The sequence below is a fragment of the Paenibacillus sp. JT22N1 genome (assembly GCF_059692155.1).
The window spans coordinates 266,375-282,558 of the sequence record NZ_JCAUAW010000003.1 but is presented as its reverse complement, the minus strand read 5'-3'; the positions used below and the strand labels follow the sequence as shown (position 1 = coordinate 282,558).

The window sequence follows — 16,184 nt, the reverse complement described above, 5'->3', positions numbered from 1 at the left end:
ACAAAATGAGTATATCAAAATAGAGATTTCATGCAAGCTAATTTTTTGAAAATAGTTTGTGCTAGTTCAGGTAAAACTAACAGCAACTTGTAAAAATACGCCAAAATAAGGAGAAATCTTATGGTTTGGATGCAAAAATGGCGGAATAATCGCTTGTTTTCCCCATTTGTGATCGAATTGTTAATTATTATGTTTGTCGTCGAATTTGTGAAGGGAGCCTTACTTTTAACGATTTTACCCGTATATATGAAAACGACATTAGGTGCTTCCGCATTTATTATCGGCTGGACGCTAGCTGCTCAATATATTGGTGATAATGTGCTTCGTACACCCGTTGGCTGGATTATTGACAAGTTGGGTTACCGAACAACCATGCTTACAGGTGTGCTCCTGACATTTGTTTCAGTCATTCTAATTGCAACGACATCTCAGTATATTTGGATGATCGTTGGATGTGCGCTGCTTGGCTTTGGTACGGCGCCATTATGGCCGTGTGTGATTACAGGAACGACGGAAGTGGCCGGCGACGATGGTAAAGCCACGATCATGAGCGTTGTCTATATGGCTTGGCTCTCGGGCGTAGGACTGGGACCGGTAGCGATTAACTTTTTCGTTGGAGAAAATAACTACGGCACCGGATTTCGATTACTGATCGGCTGTATGACGGTTGTCGTTATTGTTGCGCTCATGCTTCCAAGAAAGAATGGCGTGGTAAAAACGGATGGAGAGGGCAGGGCGGAGAAAGCCCTGGTTTCTAACCGAGCTGCTGCACCACCACTATTGGAGCGGATTAAATCATATCTAAGTGAAGTACGGCGCTCTATGTCTGTTAGCCCGCTGTTATTCCCCGCGATGTTCCTGCAAACGTTCGCTCTTGGTATTCTGACACCCATTCTCACACTCTATGCCAAAGAGGTATTGATGCTTACCTCTTTTCAGTACAGCATGTTTCTAATTGCGGGCGGAGCTGTAACTGTCATTTTCTTAGTTCCGATGGGGAAGTTGGTTGATCGTCTAGGTATTCGTCCATTTTTGGTTGCAGGATTTATGCTAAGCGCTTCTGCACTTCTGCTGTTTACTTTCGCGAAGACAATGATGCTGCTTTATGCATTGGTTGCTGTACTTGGGGCGGGCTATGCCTTCATTATTCCATCTTGGAATGCGCTCATTGCATCAGCCATTCCACCGGAAAAACGAGGCGCAGTTTGGGGCTTCTTCCTAACAATAGAAGGACTGGGGATGATCGTTGGGCCGATCGTTTCCGGTAAGCTTTGGGATGTGTATGGCTATCATGCACCATTCTTGATGAGTGGCCTAGTCCTGGTACTGCTGCTTGTTCTTCAAATGTTCATTTCCATCCCCAAAAAAGGTATGGTACGATAAGGGAAAATGTTTCGTTTGGAGGATTATAAGCATCATGAATAAACAGATTGGAATCATCATGCTGTTGTTGATGACTATATTCGTAGGTTTCGGGATTATCATTCCTGTACTGCCGGAAGTTGTTAAAGGTGCAGGCGCTGAATATCATAACGCGCTGCTATTGTCGGTCTATTCTGCAGCCTCATTTCTCATGTCCCCCATTTGGGGAGGACTATCGGATCGCATCGGACGCAGACCGATTATCTTAATAGGTCTGCTTGGGTTTAGTGTTAGCTTTTTGATATTTGGATTCGCCGACGGTAATCTGTGGATCATGTATGTATCCCGTATTCTAGGCGGATTATTCTCAGGAGCAGCAACGGCTTGCGCTGTGGCTTATGTAGCTGATATTACAACCGCTGAGAATCGGACAAAAGGCATGGGTATGGTGGGGATGTCGATTGGGTTAGGCTTTATCTTCGGTCCAGCAATCGGCGGGATTTTAAGCCGGTGGGGGACGTACCTGCCATTCTTCGTAGCATCTGGGCTCGCACTAGCTTCCTTTGTTTTTGCATTTGCTATACTGAAAGAATCATTGTCCGTAGACAAACGCACCTCTGTGAAGGAGAAAGCTCCATCTAGATGGACAGCTTTCGCTGGGGCATCGAAGTACCTCTATGTGTTATCATTCTTCGTATCTTTCACATTGGCAGGGTTGGAAGCGACGCTTCAGTATTACCAAATGGACAAGATTGGCGCAACGCCATTTGATATCGGCATGATGTTCCTAGCTAGCGGTATTGTTGGCGCGTTAATCCAAGGCGGCGTTGTTCGCCGCTTGGTCAAACAGGGAGCCGAGCAGCGTGTGATCGGCATTGGGTTATTGCTTTCCGCTGCAGGGTTCTTCCTGCTGCTGTACTCGAGCAGCGTCGTAACTGCTGCGATTTACTTATCGGTATTCGGCGCAGGTAACGCCCTCATACGCCCGTGTGTGACGTCGCTGATTACACAGCGCACGAAAGTAGGTCAGGGTGTCGCGACGGGCCTCAGCTCCTCTATGGACAGTCTGGGTCGCATTGCAGGCCCGCTCCTCGGCGGAGCGGTATTCGCTATCGCGCATTCGCTGCCGTTCATTATCGGCGGCGTGCTCTGCTTAGCAGCGATCCTGCTGCTGCAGCGCTTCGTACTCGTAGATCGTCAGACGCGGGCGCAGCAGCAAACCGCCTGACAGATGAAAAAAAGCTGTACACTAGCTTCCCGAATAGGGGGAAATTGGTGTACAGCTTTTTTCTGTTTAACGGCTAGCTATCGCTTGCGAGGCGATAAGCCGTGCATAATGAAGTTAATCGTGTACTCGATTTCTTGGGTTTCATCCCATTCCGAATCCGGTGCAAACAAAAATCGAGTTATCAAGAAGCCAATAATCGTAGAGGCAATCAGCCGCATGCTCGTAGCTTCGGGAAGTTCGATTAATTGACCCTCAGCCTGAAAATGACGTATGGCTTTATAAGCTTTTTCCAGCACTAATACGGCAACGGTTTCCTTAAACTGTTCACGCAGCTCCGTATGGAAAGGGATTTCATGCATGAAAATTTTGATAACAGGAAAATTTTTACGGGCGAATTCTAATCGGTTCACCGTGATGGCGCGTAAGAATTGTTCAACATCGGGATAATCAGCTTCCAACACTTTGGTAAAATCTTTTACTGCAAACGGTGCAATGAGCTTCGTCATAATGGGGGCAACGATCGAGAGCAGCAGTTCTTTTTTCGTTTTATAATGACGGAATATGGTACCTTCCGCTACGCCTGCTTTTTGGGCAATTTCACTGGTCGAGGAGCCTGCGAACCCTTTTTCAGAGAAAATCTCTACGGCTGCTTGAACAATTTTTATTTGTTTATCGGTCATCTTTTCTTCCTCGTCATTTAGACGCAGAAGCTCAGTTAACCATGGTTCGACTTGGGACAATGTGTTCACCTCTTCATTTAGCAAAACTGGCCTTGCAACATAAGACATCCTAACATTATATCTTACGGTGCTTCCTGAGTGCCAATATGTTTAAGATCATGAAGCAAATCGTGAATGCTGCTAACACGAGAACGTCCAACCAAATGCGATCCCAACCTGCACCACGGATCATAATATTCCGTAGGGCATCTGCTCCATATTTAAGCGGCATTACGACACCGATCCAGCGAAGGTATACTGACATCGTATCAAGGCTGAATAAGCCTGAGAAGAACACCTGGGGTACGATAATAAGTGGAATGAACTGAATCATCTGGAATTCATTGTTTGCGAAAGCAGAAATCAGCGTTCCTAGCGATAGGGCAGCCAGCGCGAGCAAGACCGTGATCAGCAAAACATACCAGAAAGAGCCGACCATCATTAGACCCAGCACGCTAGTGGCGAACCATGCAATGAGCGTTGCTTGGAGTGTTGTAAATATACCGAAGCCTAGAATATAACCGACAACGATTTCCCACCGACGAAGCGGTGTAGCCAACAGTCGTTCTAAGGTTCCGCCGGTTCGTTCTCTCAAGAAGGAAACGCCAGAGAGCAGGAAGACGAAGAAAAAGACGAAAAAGCCTATGAGGACAGGACCGAAATTGTCAAAAGCCGCCATATCGGCAGAGCCATGCAAATAGGTTATGGTTGGCGCTTGAAAATTAGAGCTGGAGTTAACGTTGGAGTTCGCTGGAACGACGCTTTGTAATGCTTTTTGCAGCAAGAATAGCAGAGCTCTATTTTTACTGGGGTCACTTCCTTCTAAGGTCACTTGCGGTGCTGCCCCATTCATCGCAATGATGGCATCTAAATGCACAGCGTCTAGCTCAGTTTGGGCTTCATCTGCCGTGTATGCCACTACTTCAGCATTAAGATCATGCAGTTTTTGAATGAGCGGAGCGGGGACATTAACAGCGCCTAGTTTAGGGACATATGTGTTGCCGTTAAACACCAATGACATCATAAAAAGAATTAACATTGGAGCTACAAGCATCATCATTAAAGTCCGTTTATCGTGAAAGAACTGACGTAAAATACGGATGACAATCGCGCGTATTCTCATTGCTTGACACCTCCATAATATAAGAATGCTTCTTCAATCGTTGCGGAGGAAGTAGCCAGTTTCAACTCATTCGGTGTTCCTACCGCCGTGAGTCTGCCGTCACGGATCATCCCAAGCTGATGACATTTGTCAGCTTCATCCATCACGTGGGTGGTGACGACAATCGTTGTACCCTGCTGGCTGAGATTCGTCAACTCTTGCCAAATTGATTTCCTTAAGACGGGGTCAATTCCCACCGTAGGCTCATCGAGAATTAGAATCCCTGGCTCATGCAGCAAAGAAATAGCGAGCGATAAGCGGCGCTTCATTCCTCCAGAATAATTGGAAATTTGCTTCTTCAAATGTGATCCTAGATCAACAAGCTCCATGACATCATGGATGCGCTGCTTGCGCTTTGTACCCGTTAACCCATACAAAGAAGCGAAAAACTCCAAATTCTCCTGAGCGGTTAGTTCTGCATAAAGGGCATCCGATTGCGCCATGTAACCGATTTTGGACAGCATGGCTAACTGGGGCATCGGCTCTCCGAGCACATGAACGGTCCCAGAAGTGGGGACATCGATGCCGGCAATCAAACGTACAAGCGTTGTTTTCCCTGATCCAGAAGGGCCAAGCAATCCGAAAATATGTGCTCTCGGTACAGCCAGAGTAATGCCATTCAGAACAACCTTTTCGTCAAATTGCTTGCTGACACCATGCAATTGAATAGATATGTCCGTTGTCATAGTCTTGCACCTCTTTCAGAAGTGAGTAATCACTCATTATTGTTAATGCACTCATCATATGCTATCTTATTAATATTGTGAAGTGAGTAATCACTCATTTTAAAAATTTATTTTGAAATGGATTGATAAATTAAAATAGCAAAAAAGGCATCCCAGAGGACCCAGAGGAATGCCTTTTTGCTATCACTTGCAGCTATCAGTCTTTGACTTTCGCGTCTTTCTTCCGGTCAACCCATTTCTCAATAGATGGGGTTAACTGGTCCTTAATGGACGCTACAAGCTTGTCCTTCGAAATGCCCTTAGACTGGGCAATCTCAGCCAGCGATTTGCCGGAACGGAGCTGAGCGTGAAGTTCGTCCTTGCTCAGACCGAGAGTCTTAGCAAGCTTCTCTGTATCCGGCTTCAGTCCGAACTTATGCCACTTCCCATGTCCTGCATGGCCTTCTAACAAGTTTTTTTCGTTGAGGATGAACTTCAAATGCTCACTGAGCTTCATCTTCATGTGCTCGCCTTGATCTGCTGTCAGCTTGCCGTCTTTGACGGCCGCTTCAATTTTGCCTGTTCGAAGCTGCTGCAGTTTGGCCGTCAAGTCGGCTTCACTGATGCCTTTGTCTGCGGCTGCTTCAACGATGCTTTTACCGCTCTTCAGTGCTTTGACGAGCACTTCCTTGTCAATACCGATGACAGTAGCAGACTCATCAACAATCGGCCATTTTCGGCGATGACCGCCTTGTTCCTTCTCATCGGTCTGATGCAAACGAATCGTTTGCTCCTGATCCTCGGAAGGAGATTGCGCGGCAGCCGTTATGGAGGGAAGAGCACTGCAGCCTAGGGCGATTGTGAAAGCAATTGAGCTCACCATTAGCTTTTTCATATACATAGGGTTCATACTTGTTGGATCCCTCCTTTCCTGTTGAATTAGGACTACAGCGCTTAGTCTGTGCAGGAGGGGTTAATTTTACTTTAAAGGAACCTTAGTCCCACATAAAAATTTCCATAAATTCGATTTACTTTGCGTTCACAGCCATCTTGTAAAGGGGAATGAGCTTCTCGAAGGTTTGTTTAATAAGCAGTTCAAGTTCAGCTGGTTTCACTAGTACTGGATCCTTGAAACTGAGGTTGCGGCCGATTAGCAGCTCCGCTTTTTTGACATCGCGGAAACGAATTAGTGTGTCGTTCCAGCCGCTGCGGTCTAAATCGGCAAGAGAGATAACGTCTTTTTTCATATGGTCGAAGGAAAGTACGAAATCGGATGGGATTTCCTTCTGCAAACGGTCGATTTCTTTCATGTAGGTAGTTGCAATGTTACTTTTATTCGGGAGTTCATAAATAAGTGCCAACCAGATAAAGACACGATCATCAAATAGACCGACTTGGAAGTGAGGTACCTGTTTATACCCACGTTTATTTGGACAAATCGCCAGCCATGTATCGACTGGGGGATTCACTTTGCGTCTTAAGTGTTTAGCGATATGTAGAAACATTTCTGTACCGGAAAGGACGGACAAATCCTGGGCCAAAGAATCACCTAATGCTTTAAATTTAGGCTGAATGCGCTCTCGAATGGCTTCCATACGTCCATCAAGACCTTCTATAGCAAAGGTATCGAAATCATGCTGTGCAAATCCAGTGAAACTCATTTGTTTAATTCCTCTTTTCAATTACGTTTTCAATTATTCTAAAGCAATTCGTGTATTCCCGCAATGATTACGAGTCTCGTAGAAAGGAAGTAGGCCATTGGACCGATTTTATGACAGAAAAGCAGGAAAAAAGTGGAACCATGCCGAAATATGTGGTAACTATCAATTAGGAAAGACAGGAGAATTTATACTTATGCGTATGTCAAAATGGTCCAAAATTGCGGTACTTGGCACTTTAATGGGAACTTGTTTCACAGCAGGTGTTTACGCTCAGGATGTGCTGCAGCGCGTTGATTCTTACTTAAGAAATGATTTTAAAGTCGTGGTGAACGGGCAAGAAGTGAAGCTGGCGAATCCGCCTTTAATTTATAATAATTCCAGTTATTTGCCTGTGAAGGAGCTAGGAACTTACCTAGGAGCGGTTGTTAATTGGAAGGATAGTACGAAAACAATCTATCTGAATTCCCGTGTTAATCCTCAGCAGCCTGCGGAAGGCAACGAAACGAATTATACAGAAATTGTGCTGCAGTACCCGTTTCCACAGTACTTAGATTATTTAGGGGGGACTTACCCCGTTCTTGTTAATATGACGGATCAGACGTATTATCGATTGAAAGATTTGGACCGAATGGGTGTTTCTACGGGCGGATTGCGTAAAGCGAAGGAAAAGTATTCAGAGGATATCTATGTCAGCGAAGAAGAATTGAAAAAGAGTTGGAAAGAAACGCCGCAAATTTCCTATCTCATTAATGAACCCATCGTCATTACAGGGGAGCAGGATCCAGTCAAGCTCAAGACAATCAGAGAATACGTGGAAGGTTTCCGATACTATGAGATCAATAAAGTACCTTACATGACGAATCCGATTATCATTGATGCGCTGCCTGAAGAGAATACATACAGCTACTTACTTACGGAAAATGGGCATTTCTATCGTACAACTCTCAAACTAACGCAAATAAATGGCAATAATAATAAGCCTGATTATGTGGTTGGAAGCTCCTCCAAAGAGGACATCCAAGTGACGAAGGTTAGATAATTAACCACCGGTGCCTGATTGTTTTTTTAAATAGAAAATAGCAATTTGCGTGCGATCTCGGAGGTTCAGCTTGCTGAGAATTTCCGTAATATAATTCTTAACTGTACCTTCGCTCAGGAATAGCTCCTGGGCGATTTCTTTATTAGATAGGCCTTCAGCAATTTTCGCTACGACTGCTTGTTCGCTGGCTGTTAATCCATATCCACTAAGTGGTTTGGGTGCAGGTACGTTTGGAGATGAACTAGCGCTGATAAAAGTCGTCAATTTCTTGGCAATATCCGCATGAATAAGTAGATTGCCTTGTTCTACCGTCTTAATTCCCTGAATAATCCGATCCGGCGAAATATTTTTGAGCAGATAACCGCTGGCTCCGTTTCGTAAGGCCTGAACGATAAATTCATCATCGTCGAATGTGGTCAGAATAAGCACAGCAATATCCGGATAAGCTTGCTTAATCTTCAATGTGCCCTGTACACCGTCACAGATTGGCATCCGAATATCCATTAGGACAACGTCAACCTGGACGCCGTTCTGGATAAAAGCAAGAGCTTCGTCTCCATGCGTACACGTGCCAACGACCTTTATATTTTCGTCAAGTCCAATGATTAATTGTAAGCTTTCGCGGATGAATGGATCATCGTCTGTAATGAGCACATGAATCATGCTGTGTTCAACCCTTTCTTAGGTAGATTCAATTTGGCGAAAAGTGGGCAAGACAGTCGTCACTGTAAATCGATCTTCGATCGACACAATAAGCTGACCGCCAATGAGCTTGCTTCGTTCTTCCATGCCTGACATTCCTAGTCCGTTCCCACTGCGCTCATTAGGCAGTTTACCGTTATTCGAAATACACATTGTAATCTGTTTGGATTCATACGTTAACCGAATTAGAACCTGGGTTGCGGACCCGTGACGAATGGCATTTGTAATGGCTTCTTGTGCATTACGGTATAGAATGAACTCTAGACTCGGATACAGCACATAGGGCATACCCTGCATCTCAACCTCAATAGATATTCCTTTTTCTGCTGTCAGTCCTTCAATGAGCTTCCCCAGCGAGTAGGTTTGCAGCGTTTCTTCATCTGGTTTCAGTCTACGTACGGTTGAGCGCAGCAGTTCCATGCTTTCTGTTAACTGGTCGCGGACCGACATTAACATGTCTACACCTTTCGTCTGTTGAGTTGGAAGGATCTGCAAGGATGCTTCCATCATCATTTTAAGCCGGATCAGCTTATGTCCCAATTCATCATGAATGTCTCGGGAAATCCGATTGCGTTCGTCCGTTTGTGCGATGTTTTCGACTTTTCGGGCGTAATCCATTAACTGAATGCGAGCTTCGTCCAGCTCGTAATGCTGCCTCCGAAGCCTATCGTAGAGCAGCTCAACTTCCTCTTTGTTTTGCTCAGTCTGGAGCATCTGCAGCAGGAGCAGCGTCAGAGACAAGAAGATGAGATTGCTCATAAGGTAGTAGCTGCTTGGCTGACTATGTAAGGATATGTTCAATAGAATCAAGTGAATACTCAAGAGGTAGTAACGAATATGACTATTTACGGTGGTTACATAGGATAAGAGCGTGGAGTAAAATGTGATGAACAAAATGCCGTCATAGTGATAGGTCATCCATCCACTGAATCCTATTTCGAGTAAAAGCATCCATGCTGATCTCGAGAATATCGTTCTGCGCAGTTCAGCGATCCAAATGAATAAAAGAATGAGGAAAACATACATGCCATTGGATGAATAGCTTTCGAGATACATCGAGGCAATCGCTGGAATGAGAATGAGTAAATAACGGGTTAACAAGCGTAATTGTGTCAATCGATTTCCTTCCTTTGCAGGGCAACTATTAGCAAAGTATACCATACAAACCAAGTGAGTTAACACGTCTAATAGACAGATAATGACTTTTGTCACCTTTGAATAATGACTTATTCTACCTGTTAACGGGATCCCTTGGAGATACAATGATTGTAATAACAGCAGTTGGAAAAAGGGGAAACGGAAAAGGGAGAGGATCTTGTGAGCTTTGTTCAAATAAAAAATGTTGTCAAAAAGTATAGCAATCAAATTTCTGTCGATCATTTGAATTTATCGATTCATGAAGGTGAAATTTTCGGATTGTTAGGCCCGAATGGGGCCGGGAAAAGCACAACGATCAAAATGCTGAGCGGCCTGCTCAAAATTGATCAAGGCGAAATGTTTGTTGATGGGCTCTCGGTTGCGAAAGATACAATTGAAGTGAAACGGAGAATTGGTCTTGTTCCACAAGAACTCGCAATCTTCGAAAACCTAACAGCAAGAGAAAATGTCGCTTTTTTCGCAAAATTATATGGATTAAGAGGTAAGCTGCTGAAAGAAAGAGTGGAGGAAGCGCTGGAATTTGTAGGATTATTGGATCGCGCTCGTGATAGACCAAGTTCCTTTTCCGGTGGGATGAAGCGAAGATTGAATATTGCGTGTGCAATTATGCATCGTCCAAAGCTGATTATTATGGATGAACCTACCGTTGGTATCGATCCTCAGTCCCGAAACCACATTCTGGAATCAGTTAGGACGCTGAACCGTATGGGCTCAACGATCATTTATACTTCACACTACATGGAGGAAGTGTCCGCCATATCCACACGGGTCGGCATCATGGATCATGGGCATCTCATTGCTTGTGGAACCCAAGAAGAATTGCGCGGTAAAGTTGAGCAGGACAATAAAATTATCATTCAAGCAGCTAACCTGAGGGAAGAAGCTGTCAAAGAATTAAGGGATCATCCGCGGATTAAGCAAGTCACTATTCAAGAACAGACACTTGAGCTGCTGGTGGGTTCCTCGCAAGCCTATTTGCAGGATATCCTGTTCATCCTTTCCAAACACGAAGTGAAAATTCAATCGCTCACGAAGGTGGAGCCTGATCTTGAGGCATTATTTCTGTCGTTGACCGGAAGAACCTTACGGGATTAGGAGGAGGTCACCATGCTGATTTGGATCATTGCTAAGTATGAAATATTGCGTTTTATGCGCATGCGTTATGTACTCATTATTCAGTTTTTGATGCCGCTTTTACTTATATTCATTTTGGGTTCGGCGCTCTCAGGCGCTTTCAAAATGGAAGATCGTACACTGAAGCCCGTTAAGGTAGATGTGGTGCAGTCTGATTCAGGAGTCTTAAGCGCAGGGTTTAAAAGCTTTCTTAGCACACCAGAGTTAATGAAGATCATACAGCCTATGAACATTCAATCACGTGATGAAGCTGTAAAACGGCTCAAGTCAGGGGATTCGGAATTTGCACTCATCATTCCAAGTGATTTTAGCAGCCGCGTGCTTGAGGGAAAAGAAGCGGAGTGGGAAATGATTCTAGGTCAGGATTATGGGCAGAATTTGACCGCTAAGATGACGCTTCGCTCCTTTTTGGATCAAGTTAATTACATGCAATCGGCGATTATTTCAGCAGGCTCCAGGGCTGCTGAGCTATTGCAGAAACAAGGTAGTGATGGTTCATTCAAACCGATATCGGAGGCTTCTTCGCATGTACGGCTAGGCAAGCTTACTTCTTCTAATTCCAACTATACGGCCATGCAGTATTACACAGCGTCTATGCTAGTCATGTTTTTGTTATACTCGGGCATGGGAGCGGCATTGGGTTTGCAAGGAGAGAAAGAAAAGCACACGTTATCCCGATTAAATGCGATGCCCATTCATGAATATCAAATTTTATTGGGTAAAATCATAGGAAGTATCTTCAGTTCGATCGTCCAGGCAGGGCTCGTTATTGGTGCAACCATTCTGTTTTATGGTGTCGATTGGGGAAATGACTTCTTCCACCTCTTCTTGGTTTGCTTATTGATTATCGTCGCTTCGATGAGTCTAGCTATATTGATTATGCTGGCAGCGAAATCGTCTAAAGCAATCAGCACGACGTTTCAAATGATCATTCTTGTCATGACTTTCCTAAGTGGAGGCTTCACGCCTCTTCCAGAAGGTCTTCTGCAGCGAATGGGAGAGTTTACCCTCAATCACTGGGCCATGCAGAGTATGTTTCGTATTATGCTCGGAAGTGACGCTGCAATCATAGGGTATCATATATCGATCTTAGCTTGTATTAGTGGGGGATTGTTACTTCTTTCCCTGATTGTCTTTCGGAAGGCGGGATATCATGAATAGCTTATTTATAGCGCTCAATATGCTGCGTCGTACACTTTTTCAGAAAAAAGGCTTTCTGATGTATTTAGTCATTCCAGCAGCAGTGGTTTCGCTAATTATTGGTGTACTTGGTCAACAAAGTGAGAACGGAGTTGATATTGCTTATATCAATTTGGATCGGGGAGCGATGGGTTCCCATCTCTTGCAAGAACTTTCGATGCTGTCAGATTATCGGCTCAAAGAAGAAGCTTCTGAAACAGCGCTCAAAGAAGTTGTCACGAAGCAAAAAGTGAGCAGCGCCTTTCTCATTCCTGAAGGATTCAGTGAGATGTTGATGAAAGGTGCATCCGAGCAAATAGAAATGTACCAACTAAACATCAATGAGGCTTCGATTACGCTTAAAATCAATCTGGATAGTATTCTATCTAGATATCAAGGAACGATAGAACTGCATAGCCAGCAAGGGCTCCAAGATGCAGCGCTTCGTGAAGCAGTGGAGAAGACAATTTCTCAGATGGAGAAGCATCAGGTGAAGGCACAAGTCACTGATCTTAATTTGTATGTGAATCCGAATATGCATACAGTAATTGGTTTCATGCTGATGTTTATGATGGGGTTAATCAATAATACCGTTTCTGTGATTATGGATGATCGAAGACAACGCACTATGGCTAGAACGTATTCGGCACCCATTCATTCTTTCGAAATTGTACTTGGGAACTTCATAGGCAGTTTCTTGGTTGGGACGCTGCAGGTGCTTGTCATTCTTTTATTTACACGTTATGTAACGAATTATGATTATGGACTTCCGTTTATATCGCAGTTTATTTTGTTGGAGTTTTTCTTATTAGCCAGCATGGGAATTGCCAGTGCGGTAGCTAGTATGGTTAAGAATGCGTCGAATATGGGCATGATTAATTCTCTCGTTGTTACCCCAACGTGTATGCTAGGCGGATGTTTCTGGCCAATCAGCCTGATGCCGGACTGGATGCAGAAGATTGCGAATTTCGTTCCGCAAAAGTGGGTGATTGAGGCCATTCAACGAATGGCTTCTGGTCAGAGTCTATCCCAGATGTGGATGCACATGTGTGTACTCACCTTGTTTGGACTAATACTTTTGGGTGTTGGTTCAGTCATTCTTAGACCGGGAGATGCTGAGGTTAGTTAATTAAAAATCAAAGGGCTACCTGCTTCTTCAGCAGATTAGCCCTTTCGTTTTTAAATGTATTAGATAAAGAAAGCACTAGAGATAATTACCAATAAAATGAATAGAACCAAAACGGCTGCGGAAGAACTATAACCACCGACACCTACGCCTGCTTCATAACCCATTTATATCACCCTTTCCATTTAAAAATCTATGCGTTTGTCTTACGAGATAGCATATGGGGATCCACCTAGGAATGAATGGGCTATTCGGATTTATCAGGATGATTGTGCTCCTGTACCTATTCGGACGATGATTTCGAAAAGATTGTGTTACTATGGTACAATAGCGTCACTCGCCTGTATAAAGGCCACAGAAACATACGAATAAAGGGAGAGAATGCAAATGGCCGTTACGGCGAATGAAGTTGCGGAATGGATGATGGAGCAGTTGAAATCCGCGGGTATTTTACATCAGAAAGAAGCAGTGGACTATATAATTCAACATTTTGGGGAATCCTTCATATATGTGAACGAGAATGGGAATCAAGCGATTTCCAAAGATGTGAAGAAAATTTTCAAAAAACTTCATGGCGGTAAAGCGGCTTGGGAGCGCGATGGATTTTTCTGGGGATGGCATTAAACGCATTGGTACTGCATAGGCAGAGGCTGTTTTCTTCCAGTTTAGGGCTGAAGCCATTGGGATACAGGCATCAGCTTTTTTTGTACGTTTTTCCTTAAAAAAATGTCAATAATCCAAGTTGCTAAAACATAGAATTCATAATATGATAAGAGTAAGCAGATAAGTTGTCTGAATATTTAAACAAAATCATTAGCGCCAATTATGGAGGGGATTGCCGTGAGTAAGAGTCATGAAGTGGAGTATTGCAACCTAGAGTTACGATTTGATCGCCGGCTAATCCGGAACTTCATTAAAGCACTCATTCAAGAAGGTTATTCTCTGTATTGGAACGAAAGCGAGCTGCAGTTCATCATTTCCATTCGCACAGGACGCAAGCTGATTAAGCTGAAATTCGAACGAATCGGTGAAAAGTATAAAATCGTAGGCAATTATTCCTTCAAAGATGAGAAGCTTGCCGAAATGATGGAGAAGCTGATTGGTGATACACGTGGTCATGCTATAGTCAAAAGATTCAAGGATCGGCAAATTCTCATTGAGAATATTATGTTCGGTGAAATTATTCGAATGGTCGAGATTAGCGGTATCGAACATAAAGTGCTGTATCAGAAGGAGCCTGCCGTGACCGTAGAGGAAGTCATGCAAGCGCTGCGATCCAAACGTACCGACGATCGGATTCCTATTTTGCGCATGGAGCTGGATTACGAACTAGCTACCCTACATGATGCGATGGCTTCAGGTGATGTCAAAGCGGTCATGGAGAGTAAAACCAAGCTGATCGAAATGAGACAAGAAATGCTCTTATTGGAGATGTGAAAATGAATATTGGAATCAAATAAAGGGAGAGTCTTTATCTAGCTATAGATAGGGTCTCTCTTTAAATTTATGTAAAATTATGCTTGTTAACCCGAGCGTCATCGTATATAATCACTTTATGAAAGTTAAAGCACTTTAACTTTTGAGGGGGGGTCTTTTTTTGAAAGCAACCTAAATGTGTTTATTTTCTAAAACGAAGGGGGAAGTAAACACTAAAAGTTAAAGCGGTTAAACTTTAAAAGCTGAGAATTCAATACAAAGAAAACAGTGGAAAGAACGGTTTCGCTGGGCATAAGTAGAGGAAGTCGTCGAGAAAGCAAGTATTTCTACCTGTTCATATCACCCTGGATCATCGGTTTCATTGTATTTGCTTTATTTCCGATTGGGGCTCGACAAAAAAGTTGAAGAAGCTTTACCTGGCATTCAAGATAAATTAACCAAGTTGTTGGAACGCGTCAATAAATAGCTGGTAATCTCAAGCTGGGGGAATGCTGAGTGTTGGTACTGCATTTGCACTCCTCCTGTATATTTGAAGCGCTAATTGTGATACTTTGGAAACATGCTGTAAATCGACTTGATTACTGCAATTATAGAGCTACAGGAGTTGTTTTATATGAAAGTAAGCATCTTTGACGTCGCCAAGAGAAGCGGTTTGTCGGTTGTCACCGTTTCGCGAGTCATTAATCAAGCAGGCACTGTACGTGAAAAAAATCGCCAAAAAGTGCTGCAAGCGATGAAAGAGTTAGATTACCATCCGAATGCAGCAGCACGAAGCTTAGCTCGTGGTAAGACGGGTATTATTGGACTCGGCATTACCACTTTAAATGATTCTTTCTTGGATGCAGTAGTCAAAGAGATTAACGATCGGCTTGCTGAAAAAGGTTACTTCTTAGCGCTTTCGATATCAACAGACGTGTTCGCATCTTTCGATAATTCCATGTTCCAAGAGGACCGTGTGGATGGTGTTATTATGCTCTCACCGGTTCATGAGGATGATTATGTCATGGAATTGAAAAAGAAGAAGATTCCATTCGTTATGCTGGATAATCAGCATATTCACCCATCCATATCCTCTGTAATCATTGATAATTATAAAGGTGGCTACGAAGCCACGAAACATTTAATTGACCTAGGCCACACGGAGATTGCCCATATTTCCGGGCTTGAACCTTACTTAAGCAGCAGCGAGCGGCGGCGCGGTTTCGTCAGTGCGATGCAGGAGGCAGGCTTGGATCCTTCTTGGATTGAAAAAGGTAATTTCAGCATCACCTCCGGTTATCAAGCGGCAAGTCGCTGGATTCAGTCGGGAAAACTTCCGAGTGCGGTATTTGCCGCAGATGATCTGACGGCTTTCGGTGTGATGGACGCACTCAAAAATGAGGGCTACAAAATACCGCGTGATATGTCCATTGTTGGTTTTGATGATCAGATTTTCTCGGAGGAATTCCGCCCCAGGTTAACTACCGTTCGTCAACCGGCGGACAAAATGGGGCAACAAGGTGTTGATATATTGCTTAAGTGGATAGATGGTACAGCCAAACGTAATATAACGGTGCAATTGGAACCGGAACTAATCATTCGAGAATCCACCACAAGTAAACGAAACTAGAGA

At 43.9% G+C, this 16,184-nt stretch carries 17 protein-coding genes; 9 read left to right on the top strand and 8 right to left on the bottom strand.

Annotated elements, in window-relative coordinates; all coding sequences use genetic code 11:
* Nucleotides 1–120: 120 nt before the first annotated feature.
* Complete coding sequence (locus AC58UU_RS07660) at nt 121–1,383, top strand: MFS transporter (RefSeq protein ID WP_497314403.1); 1,263 nt, start codon at nt 121–123, stop codon at nt 1,381–1,383.
* 34 nt (nt 1,384–1,417) lie between these two features.
* The gene (locus AC58UU_RS07655; protein ID WP_171688374.1) at nt 1,418–2,590 is read left to right on the top strand and encodes an MFS transporter; all 1,173 of its coding nucleotides are present in this window, start codon (nt 1,418–1,420) and stop codon (nt 2,588–2,590) included.
* 77 nt (nt 2,591–2,667) lie between these two features.
* Here the strand turns inward: AC58UU_RS07655 and AC58UU_RS07650 are convergent, their stop codons facing one another.
* The 5 genes from AC58UU_RS07650 to AC58UU_RS07630 form a co-directional block, all read right to left on the bottom strand.
* Nucleotides 2,668–3,270 carry a TetR/AcrR family transcriptional regulator gene (locus tag AC58UU_RS07650; protein ID WP_497314898.1) on the bottom strand — a complete coding sequence of 201 codons (603 nt, stop codon included), beginning with the start codon at nt 3,268–3,270 and terminating at the stop codon, nt 2,668–2,670.
* A 115-nt stretch (nt 3,271–3,385) separates the two neighbouring features.
* Nucleotides 3,386–4,432: an ABC transporter permease gene (locus AC58UU_RS07645; protein ID WP_497314402.1), complete on the bottom strand. Its 1,047-nt coding sequence runs from the start codon at nt 4,430–4,432 to the stop codon at nt 3,386–3,388.
* Nucleotides 4,429–5,157 (bottom strand): ABC transporter ATP-binding protein, encoded by a 729-nt coding sequence (locus AC58UU_RS07640; RefSeq protein WP_497314400.1) that lies wholly within the window; start codon nt 5,155–5,157, stop codon nt 4,429–4,431. The genes AC58UU_RS07645 and AC58UU_RS07640 overlap by 4 nt, the downstream gene beginning before the upstream one ends.
* Nucleotides 5,158–5,353: 196 nt before the next feature.
* Complete coding sequence (locus tag AC58UU_RS07635; RefSeq protein ID WP_497314398.1) at nt 5,354–6,046, bottom strand: hypothetical protein; 693 nt, start codon at nt 6,044–6,046, stop codon at nt 5,354–5,356.
* A gap of 118 nt (nt 6,047–6,164) precedes the next feature.
* The gene (locus tag AC58UU_RS07630) at nt 6,165–6,797 is read right to left on the bottom strand and encodes a YktB family protein (RefSeq protein WP_497314396.1); all 633 of its coding nucleotides are present in this window, start codon (nt 6,795–6,797) and stop codon (nt 6,165–6,167) included.
* Nucleotides 6,798–6,990: 193 nt separating this feature from the next.
* Between AC58UU_RS07630 and AC58UU_RS07625 the strand changes: the two genes are divergently transcribed.
* The gene (locus tag AC58UU_RS07625) at nt 6,991–7,836 is read left to right on the top strand and encodes a stalk domain-containing protein (RefSeq protein ID WP_497314394.1); all 846 of its coding nucleotides are present in this window, start codon (nt 6,991–6,993) and stop codon (nt 7,834–7,836) included.
* Here AC58UU_RS07625 and AC58UU_RS07620 read toward each other — a convergent pair whose 3' ends face one another.
* A complete protein-coding gene (locus AC58UU_RS07620; protein WP_497314392.1) occupies nt 7,837–8,499 on the bottom strand; it encodes a response regulator transcription factor in 663 nt (220 codons plus the stop codon).
* A gap of 18 nt (nt 8,500–8,517) precedes the next feature.
* Nucleotides 8,518–9,654 (bottom strand): sensor histidine kinase, encoded by a 1,137-nt coding sequence (locus AC58UU_RS07615; RefSeq protein WP_497314391.1) that lies wholly within the window; start codon nt 9,652–9,654, stop codon nt 8,518–8,520.
* A 201-nt stretch (nt 9,655–9,855) separates the two neighbouring features.
* On the opposite strand from AC58UU_RS07615, the gene AC58UU_RS07610 reads away from it, so the two are divergent.
* From AC58UU_RS07610 to AC58UU_RS07600, 3 genes are read left to right on the top strand one after another with little or no spacing between them, the layout of a single operon-like run.
* On the top strand, nt 9,856–10,791 hold the full coding sequence (locus AC58UU_RS07610) for an ABC transporter ATP-binding protein (RefSeq protein WP_497314390.1): 936 nt from the start codon (nt 9,856–9,858) through the stop codon (nt 10,789–10,791).
* Nucleotides 10,792–10,803: 12 nt separating this feature from the next.
* Nucleotides 10,804–11,991: an ABC transporter permease gene (locus AC58UU_RS07605; protein WP_497314388.1), complete on the top strand. Its 1,188-nt coding sequence runs from the start codon at nt 10,804–10,806 to the stop codon at nt 11,989–11,991.
* Nucleotides 11,984–13,138, top strand: coding sequence for an ABC transporter permease (locus tag AC58UU_RS07600; protein ID WP_497314386.1), 1,155 nt, complete (start codon nt 11,984–11,986; stop codon nt 13,136–13,138). The genes AC58UU_RS07605 and AC58UU_RS07600 overlap by 8 nt, the downstream gene beginning before the upstream one ends.
* A gap of 59 nt (nt 13,139–13,197) precedes the next feature.
* Here AC58UU_RS07600 and AC58UU_RS07595 read toward each other — a convergent pair whose 3' ends face one another.
* On the bottom strand, nt 13,198–13,302 hold the full coding sequence (locus AC58UU_RS07595; RefSeq protein ID WP_497314384.1) for a YjcZ family sporulation protein: 105 nt from the start codon (nt 13,300–13,302) through the stop codon (nt 13,198–13,200).
* 220 nt (nt 13,303–13,522) lie between these two features.
* Here AC58UU_RS07595 and AC58UU_RS07590 point away from each other — a divergent pair, with 220 nt between their 5' ends.
* From AC58UU_RS07590 to AC58UU_RS07580, 3 genes are all read left to right on the top strand, one after another.
* Nucleotides 13,523–13,759: a DUF6953 family protein gene (locus AC58UU_RS07590; RefSeq protein ID WP_056833181.1), complete on the top strand. Its 237-nt coding sequence runs from the start codon at nt 13,523–13,525 to the stop codon at nt 13,757–13,759.
* Nucleotides 13,760–13,975: 216 nt separating this feature from the next.
* Nucleotides 13,976–14,572: a YkzI domain-containing protein gene (locus tag AC58UU_RS07585; protein WP_497314381.1), complete on the top strand. Its 597-nt coding sequence runs from the start codon at nt 13,976–13,978 to the stop codon at nt 14,570–14,572.
* Nucleotides 14,573–15,185: 613 nt separating this feature from the next.
* Nucleotides 15,186–16,181 carry a LacI family DNA-binding transcriptional regulator gene (locus tag AC58UU_RS07580; protein ID WP_497314379.1) on the top strand — a complete coding sequence of 332 codons (996 nt, stop codon included), beginning with the start codon at nt 15,186–15,188 and terminating at the stop codon, nt 16,179–16,181.
* Nucleotides 16,182–16,184 lie beyond the last annotated feature (3 nt).